General features: G+C 71.3%; 9 protein-coding genes. 2 read left to right on the forward strand and 7 right to left on the reverse strand.

From position 1 onward, the window contains the following. Positions 1–50: 50 nt before the first annotated feature. Positions 51–260: a hypothetical protein gene (locus AOK00_RS32105; RefSeq protein WP_030318177.1), complete on the reverse strand. Its 210-nt coding sequence runs from the start codon at positions 258–260 to the stop codon at positions 51–53. Positions 261–354: 94 nt separating this feature from the next. Here AOK00_RS32105 and upp point away from each other — a divergent pair, with 94 nt between their 5' ends. Then, positions 355–990, forward strand: a complete 636-nt coding sequence (gene upp / locus AOK00_RS32110) for a uracil phosphoribosyltransferase (RefSeq protein ID WP_015034991.1) — start codon at positions 355–357, stop codon at positions 988–990. Between the two features lie 18 nt (positions 991–1008). Here upp and AOK00_RS32115 read toward each other — a convergent pair whose 3' ends face one another. After that, positions 1009–1638 carry a LytR C-terminal domain-containing protein gene (locus AOK00_RS32115; RefSeq protein ID WP_055603692.1) on the reverse strand — a complete coding sequence of 210 codons (630 nt, stop codon included), beginning with the start codon at positions 1636–1638 and terminating at the stop codon, positions 1009–1011. A gap of 118 nt (positions 1639–1756) precedes the next feature. Further along, a complete protein-coding gene (locus tag AOK00_RS32120; RefSeq protein WP_015034993.1) occupies positions 1757–2053 on the reverse strand; it encodes a type II toxin-antitoxin system VapB family antitoxin in 297 nt (98 codons plus the stop codon). Between the two features lie 96 nt (positions 2054–2149). Between AOK00_RS32120 and AOK00_RS32125 the strand changes: the two genes are divergently transcribed. Next, entirely contained in the window at positions 2150–3721 is a 1572-nt protein-coding gene (locus tag AOK00_RS32125; RefSeq protein WP_055603693.1) for a helicase HerA-like domain-containing protein, read from the forward strand. Between the two features lie 14 nt (positions 3722–3735). Here AOK00_RS32125 and AOK00_RS32130 read toward each other — a convergent pair whose 3' ends face one another. The 4 genes from AOK00_RS32130 to AOK00_RS32145 all read right to left on the reverse strand — a co-directional run bounded on the left by AOK00_RS32130 (position 3736) and on the right by AOK00_RS32145 (position 7660). Continuing rightward, positions 3736–5289: a M28 family metallopeptidase gene (locus AOK00_RS32130; RefSeq protein ID WP_055603694.1), complete on the reverse strand. Its 1554-nt coding sequence runs from the start codon at positions 5287–5289 to the stop codon at positions 3736–3738. Positions 5290–5404: 115 nt separating this feature from the next. Then, positions 5405–6058, reverse strand: coding sequence for an HhH-GPD-type base excision DNA repair protein (locus AOK00_RS32135; protein ID WP_055603695.1), 654 nt, complete (start codon positions 6056–6058; stop codon positions 5405–5407). A 56-nt stretch (positions 6059–6114) separates the two neighbouring features. Continuing rightward, positions 6115–7077 (reverse strand): prolyl aminopeptidase, encoded by a 963-nt coding sequence (gene pip / locus AOK00_RS32140; protein WP_055603696.1) that lies wholly within the window; start codon positions 7075–7077, stop codon positions 6115–6117. A 10-nt stretch (positions 7078–7087) separates the two neighbouring features. Beyond that, positions 7088–7660 (reverse strand): RBBP9/YdeN family alpha/beta hydrolase, encoded by a 573-nt coding sequence (locus tag AOK00_RS32145; protein WP_055603697.1) that lies wholly within the window; start codon positions 7658–7660, stop codon positions 7088–7090. Between the last annotated feature and the right edge of the window lie 42 nt (positions 7661–7702).

Genomic DNA, 7702 nt, shown 5'->3' on the forward strand with positions numbered 1-7702 from the left:
GCTGGTGAGGAGCCCGCCAGGGGCCACCGGGTGGGCTCCTGGCGGGCTCCTCACCAGCGGAAGGTGCGCATGCGCATGGCCTGGCGCATCCGGGCCGCCCGCGCGCGTCGCGGCTGTACGCGCTCACGCAGCGCCTTCGCCTCGCCGAGTTCACGCAGGAACTGGGCGCGGCGCCTGCGGCGCTCCGCGTCCGTCTCCGGTGCCGGTGTCCGGGCCGCCCCCTCGGCGGCGCCGTCGGCCGGTTCTTCCAGGTGCGGCATCGGCCACTCCAACCCCATCGCTGGGTCCCCGTGCCACCCACCTTCCCCCAGTGGCGTGGGTCGATGCCAGTGCGCGGCGGGCTACTGTTGAGTCATGCGTCTCCACGTCGTCGATCACCCGCTGGTCGCCCACAAGCTCACCACGCTGCGCGACAAGCGCACGGATTCCGCGACCTTCCGTCGGCTCGCCGACGAGCTGGTCACCCTGCTCGCCTACGAGGCCACCAGGGACGTCCGGACCGAGCAGGTCGACATCGAGACCCCCGTCACGCCCACGACCGGCGTGAAGCTGTCGTACCCGCGTCCGCTGGTGGTCCCGATCCTGCGCGCCGGGCTCGGCATGCTCGACGGCATGGTCCGGCTGCTCCCGACCGCCGAGGTCGGCTTCCTCGGCATGATCCGCAACGAGGAGACGCTGGAGGCGTCGACCTACGCCACGCGGATGCCGGAGGACCTCTCGGGCCGCCAGGTGTACGTCCTGGACCCGATGCTGGCGACCGGCGGCACGCTCGTCGCGGCCATCCAGGAGCTCATCAAGCGCGGCGCCGACGACGTGACCGCCGTCGTGCTCCTCGCCGCCCCGGAGGGCGTCGAGGTCATGGAGCGCGAGCTGGCGGGCACCCCCGTCACCGTCGTGACGGCCTCGGTCGACGAGCGTCTCAACGAGAACGGCTACATCGTTCCGGGCCTGGGCGACGCGGGCGACCGCATGTACGGCTCGGCCGAGTAAGGCCGAACAAGAGGTACGTCAGCACTTACCGGTCGGTACGGGCGCGGGCTTGGTCAGGGCGACCAGGGCCGCGTCCGCCGTCTTTTTCGGGGCCAGGTTCTTGAAGGCGGTCCCGATGATCAGGTCCACGTCCGCCGTGCCCCGGGTGTCCGTCTTCGTCGTGGCGCCCGCGAGCTGGGTGCCGAGGACGGGGAAGACACCCTTGGTGGCGGTCGTGGCGCCCAGGAGCAGACCGGCGCCGGGGACCTTCTTGTCGTAGGCGGCGGGCGCGTTCCCCACCTTGCCGATCTTGAAGCCACGTTTCTTGAGCTCGTCCGCGGTCGTCTTGGCGAGCCCGCTGCGCGGGGTCGCGTTGTAGACGTTGACCGTGATCTGGGCGGGCTTGGGAAGGGTGGCCGCGGGTGCGGTCGTCGCCCCGGCGGCGGGCTTGCAGTCGGCCTGTTTCCCGGCCGCCGCCCTGGTGCCCTCGTCGCCGGAGAAGACGTCGACGAGCTGGAGCGTGCCCCAGCCGGCCGCGCCGAGCACGACCGCGGCGGCGGCGGACGCGAGGATGATCCTGCGCCGGCGGTGGGGGCGGCGCATGCGCGGGTAGACGTCCCCCGTGATGCGGTACTTTCCGCCCATTCCGGGGGGAGTGAGCATGCTCATGAACGCAGCGTAATGCCGCCCGTCGGCGATGCCTACTTGATGATCATGTGATCGCGTCCGGATGGGGGCGAACTGACCCCGAAAGGGTCAGCGGGTACGGGGGCCGGTCGGCGCCGTCTCAGTCCATTTCCAGGACACGGGCGTGCAGCACCTGGCGCTGCTGGAGCGCCGCGCGGACGGCGCGGTGCAGTCCGTCCTCGAGGTAGAGATCGCCCTGCCACTTCACGACGTGCGCGAAGAGGTCGCCGTAGAACGTGGAGTCCTCGGCGAGCAGCGTCTCCAGGTCCAGCTGGCCCTTGGTGGTGACCAGCTGATCGAGACGGACCGGGCGCGGGGCGACGTCCGCCCACTGCCGGGTGCTTTCCCGGCCGTGGTCGGGATACGGCTTTCCGTTTCCGATGCGCTTGAAGATCACACGGAAAGCCTACCGGGCGAGCGGCTCCCGGCGCAGCCATGCACGGGCAGTGGGATGCTGGTGCGAACCATGACAAACCGGAATTGGGGTGCCGTGATGAGCGTGAGCGAGCAGCCACCGGCCGCGCTGGGCGGCCCTGCCGCCGAGATCGCCGCCGGGTACGCCTTCGAGGGCGCGGCACTCGATCTGGGGGCGCTGCTCTGGGACGGCGCGTGTCACCCGGACGCGCCGATCCGCATCCCGCTGCCCGTGCTCAACCGGCACGGACTGGTCGCCGGCGCGACCGGCACCGGCAAGACGAAGACGCTCCAGCTGATCGCCGAGCAGCTCTCGGCGCACGGCGTACCGGTCTTCCTCGCCGACATCAAGGGCGACGTCTCCGGCGTCTCCGCCCCCGGCGAGGACGGCGAGAAGGTCCGGGAGCGGGCCGCCCAGGTCGGCCAGGAGTGGCGGGCGACGGGCTTCCCCTGCGAGTTCTACGGGCTCGGCGGGACCGGCCCCGGCATCCCCGTGCGCGCCACGGTGACCAGTTTCGGCCCCGTACTGCTGTCGAAGGTGCTCCAGCTCAACCAGACGCAGGAGCAGTCGCTGGGCCTGATCTTCCACTACGCCGACTCCAAGGGCCTGGAGCTGGTGGACCTCAAGGATCTCCGGGCGGTGGTGGCGTTCCTGGTCTCGGACACCGGGAAGGCCGAGCTCAAGGGGATCGGCGGGCTCTCCACGGTGACGGCCGGGGTGATCCTGCGGTCGATCACGGCCTTCGAGCAGCAGGGCGCGGGCGATTTCTTCGGGGAGCCGGAGTTCGACACGAGCGAGTTCCTGCGGACGGCTGCGGACGGGCGCGGGATCGTCTCGGTCCTGGAGCTGCCCGCGGTGCAGGACAAGCCGCAGCTCTTCTCGACCTTCCTGATGTGGATGCTGGCGGATCTCTTCCACGACCTGCCGGAGGTCGGCGATCTGGAGAAGCCGAAGCTGGTCTTCTTCTTCGACGAGGCGCATCTGCTGTTCAACGGCGCGTCGAAGGCGTTCCTGGGGTCGATCACCCAGACCGTGCGGCTGATCCGCTCGAAGGGCGTCGGCGTGTTCTTCGTGACGCAGACGCCGAAGGACGTGCCCTCGGACGTGCTCGCGCAGCTCGGCAACCGGGTGCAGCACGCGCTGCGCGCCTTCACCCCGGACGACGCGAAGGCCCTGAAGGCGACGGTACGGACGTTCCCGAACTCGCCGTACGACCTGGAGGAGGTCCTCACGGGCCTCGGTACGGGCGAGGCGGTGATCACCGTACTGAGCGAGAAGGGCGCCCCGACCCCGGTCGCGGCGACCCGGCTGCGTGCGCCGGAGTCGCTGATGGGCCCGATCGACGCGGCCGCCCTGGACGCGGCGGTGAAGGGCTCGCCCCTCCACGGGCGGTACGCGGAGGCGGTGGACCGCGAGTCGGCGTACGAGAGGTTGACGGCCGAGCAGCGGGCGGCGGAGGCGGCGGCGGCCGCTGAGGAGGCGGAGAAGGCGGGGAAGCAGGGCGGAGGGAGGGCTCCGAAGCCGGAGCCCTCCCTCGCCGAACAGGTGGTGGGCAGTGGGATCTTCACATCCCTGGCGCGCTCGATCGGCACCCAGCTGGGCCGGGAGATCAGCCGCTCGGTATTCGGCACCGCCCGCCGCAGGAGGTAGCGGGGGCCACCGGACTACTCGGTGACCTCGTGGTGGTCGCTGTGCAGGCCGCCGCCGCTGCTCTCGCCGCCCGTGGTCGGGGTGGAGACGACCGGCTTGCGCAGCGAGGAGATGTCGTGGGCGTAGGTGCCCACGGCGTTGGCGATGACCTTGATGTTGGCGTCGAAGGCGGTCATGTTGATGTTCTTCAGGTCGTCGCCCTTGGCGTGGTAGTTCGCGTCGTACGCGACGCCCGCCGTGCCGCCGAACTTGGCGGCCTGGGCGGCGGTCTTGATGCCCTCGGCGCCGGTGAAGGTGCCGCCGGAGGGGATGCCGACCTTGATGAACGGGCCGTAGTCGGAGCGGCCGGAGAAGTCGGTGCCCTCGTGCGGGAGGCCGCGCGAGCCCATGAAGTCGGTGATGTCGCGCTCGAGCTGGGCGGAGCCCGCGGGGCCGGCGCCCTCGCCGACGTTGTCCGAGTTGTCGCCGTCGTAGACGAACAGGCCGTAGTTCGGCGAGGCGATCATGTCGAAGTTGAGGTAGAGCTTGATCTCGCTCTTGTCGAGCGCGGTCAGGTTCTTGACGTAGTGGTCGGACCCGAGGAGGCCGTTCTCCTCCGCGGACCACCAGGCGAAGCGGACCTTGTTGCGGACCTTGTCCTTCGACTTGGCGAGCTCCAGGGCGGTCTGGAGGAGACCGGCGGAGCCGGAGCCGTTGTCGTTGATGCCGGGGCCCGCGGTGACGGAGTCGAGGTGCGAGCCGAGCATCACGGTGTTGGCGGCGTTGCCGCCCCTGGTCTCCGCGATGACGTTGTTGGTGACGCGCTTCTCCTGGAGCTGGCGGATCTCGAAGGAGAGCTTGACCGCGCCCTTGGCGAGGTCGCCGGCGAGCTTCTCGCCCTCGGCCAGGCTGATGCCACCCGTCGGGATCTTGCCCGCGGCCGGCTCGCCGAGGGTGCCGGAGAGGATGCCGTCGACGTTGTTGTAGATGATCGCGCCGGCGGCGCCGGCCGCCGCGGCCTGCTCCTGCTTGATCGCGAAGGAGCAGCCGCCGCGCTTGATGAGCGCGACCTTGCCGGTGAAGGCGCCGGCGGCGTAGTCGCCCGGCTCGCAGCCGGTGGTGCCGTCGGCGTCGACGGGCACGGCGGCCAGGTCGACCTTGATGCCGCCGACCGGGGTGGACTTGGTGTACGTCATGGCGCGGACCTCGAGGGCGCGCGGCGCGGGCGCCTCCACGGAGACCTTCTCGGCGAGCGTCTGGGTGTAGATGAAGTCGAACTGCTCGTACGAGACGTCGTAGCCGGCCTTCTTGAGCTGCTGGTACACGTACGCGGCCGAGGCGTCGTGCCCGAGCGTGCCGGCCGCGCGGTGGCCGCCGGCCGAGTCGGCTATCGCCTGGAACTTCTGCAGGTGCTTGTAGGCGTCCTGGCCAGTGGTTTCGCGGACCAGCTTCTTCGCCAGCCTGGCGGCATCGCGGGCGGGTGCGGCCGTGGGGTCCTTCACCGCGGTGGCGGGGGAGGCGAGGACCAGGGGGGTGGCGAGGGCGGCGGCGGCCAGAACGGCCGCGGCCCGGCGCTGGGTAGCGTTCACAGAAGTCCTTCCCGTTACGGACGAGGTTGAGGGGAAGTTAGCGATCCACAGGGCATCCTGTGAACACCTTCTCCACAATTCCTGTCACATAGAGCAGGATTGAAATCTGGAATTTTCAATTCCCATCGGTTTTGGACTCCTTGGCGGCTTTCGCCGCTTTCGCCGCGGCCTTCATCTCCTGCTTGTGCGCCCGCACCTTCACCAGCGACTCCGGGCCCGTGATGTCGGCGGCCGAGCGGTACGAGCCCTCCTCGCCGTACACGCCCGCCGCCTCACGCCAGCCCGTCGGCCGCACCCCGTACTGCTTGCCGAGCAGAGCCAGGAAGATCTGCGCCTTCTGCTTGCCGAAGCCGGGCAGCGCCTGGAGGCGGCCGAGCAGCTCCTTCCCGGTCGCCGCGTCCGCCCAGACGGCCTCGGCATCGCCGCCGTACTCCTCGACGAGGAAGCCGCACAGTTGCTGTACGCGCTGGGCCATCGACCCGGGGTAACGGTGCACGGCGGGCTTCTCGGAGAGCAGCGCGGCGAACTCCTCCGGGTCCCGGGCGGCGATCTCGTGCGCGTCGAGATCGTCCGCGCCGAGCCGCTGGGCGATGGTGTACGGCCCGGAGAAGGCCCACTCCATGGGCACCTGCTGGTCGAGCAGCATGCCGACGAGCGCGGCCAGCGGCGACCGGCCGAGCAGCGCGTCGGCCTCCGTCTGCTGGGCCAGACGGATCTCGGGGTGCTTCGGGTGCGAGGTGGCGGCGGGACTCTTGGACACGGAACTCATGTTCCGATCATCCCGCCCGGCCGTGGTGATCGCCCGGTGGACTCCCTCCCCCGAGCTCAGGGCTTCGCCCGAGCAGCGGGGATCCCCACCGCGAAGCGGTCGAGGGCGGCGAGGACCAGCTCCCCCGTCTCCTTCCCGCCCAGGTGACCGGCGGTCTCGACCACGTGCAGCTCGGCGTCCGGCCAGGCCCGGGCGAGCTCCCAGGCGGTGCCGAGCGGCCCGCCCATGTCGAGCCGGCCGTGGATCAGGACACCGGGGATGCCCGCGAGCCGGTGGGCGTCGCGGATCAGGGCGCCCTCCTCCAGCCAGGCCCCGTGCGCGAAGTAGTGCGAGCAGATCCGGACGAAGCCGAGCCGGGTGTCGTCGACCCGATCGGTGTACGGGGTGCCCCGGCCCTCCCCCGACAGGACCGCGTCCTCCCAGGCGCACCAGTCGGCGGCCGCCTTCTCCCGTACGGCCCGGTCGGGGTGGTTCATGAGGGCGGCGTAGGCGCCCACGAGGTCCGCCGCCCCGCCGGCCCCCGCCCGGAAACGCTCGTGCGCCTCGGGGAAGAACCGCCCCACACCCTCGTACAGCCAGGCCGTCTCGGATCGGCGGGTGGTCGTCACCGCCGCGATCACGATCTCCGTGACCCGCTCCGGGTACGCCTCCGCGTACGCCAGGATCAGGGTGGAGCCCCAGGAGCCGCCGTACAGCAGCCAGCGGTCGATCCCCAGGTGCTCGCGCAGCCGCTCCATGTCCGCGACCAGGTGCGCGGTGGTGTTCACACCCATGTCGGCGGCCGGGTCGCTCGCGTGCGGGGTGGAGCGGCCGCAGCCGCGCTGGTCGAAGAGGACCAGGCGGTACGCCTCCGGATCGAAGAAGCGCCGGTTGCGCGGCGAGGACCCGGAGCCGGGGCCGCCGTGGACGACGAGCGCGGCCCGGCCCTCCGGGTTGCCGGAGACCTCCCAGTGGATGCGGTTCCCGTCGCCCACGTCGAGCAGGCCCTGGTCGTACGGTGCGGTGCCGTCGGAGTACATCCGGCCGAGCCTAATGCCCCTTGATCCGCACCGCGGGGTCCTCGCACCACTCCAGGAGCGAGGGCCAATCCCCGTACCCGGAAGTGGGATTGAGGTGCTCGCCGCCCGGTACGTGGTCCATGTCGAGGCCGAGGGGGCGGCCGTAGTGCAGGTCGGCGCCCTCGGGGCAGTAGGGGTCGCCGTCGCCGTACACGAGACGCGCGTCGAGCCCCGCCTCCGCCAGGTCGAGCCCGTCGGCGAACGCGGCGATCTCGGGGATCGAGGCGGTGACGGACGGCGAGGGCGGGGCGACGAGCAGCACCCGGTCGGCGACCGGCCGGCGGGCGCCGGCCCGCAGCCAGAGCAGCACGGACAGGCTGTGCGCGAGCACGACGAACTCGCCCTGCGCGGGCCGCGCGCCGTGCTCGTCCAGCGCGGCGAGCCAGTCGCCGAGCACGGGGGCCTCGGGCTCGGGCAACTGCGGATAGCGCACGGCGTGCCCGCGCGCCCGCAACTGCCCGGCGAGCAGGTGCTGCCAGTGCTCGGGGGGCCGCCGGTTCTGGAAACCGTGCAGGATGAGGAAGGTCTTGGACGGGTCGGTCATACGCGAATGCTGCGCGCGACCCCGACCCGTCCAAGACCTTCC

It is taken from the genome of Streptomyces aureus, from assembly GCF_001418135.1.
Classification (GTDB): Bacteria; Actinomycetota; Actinomycetes; order Streptomycetales; family Streptomycetaceae; genus Streptomyces; species Streptomyces aureus_A.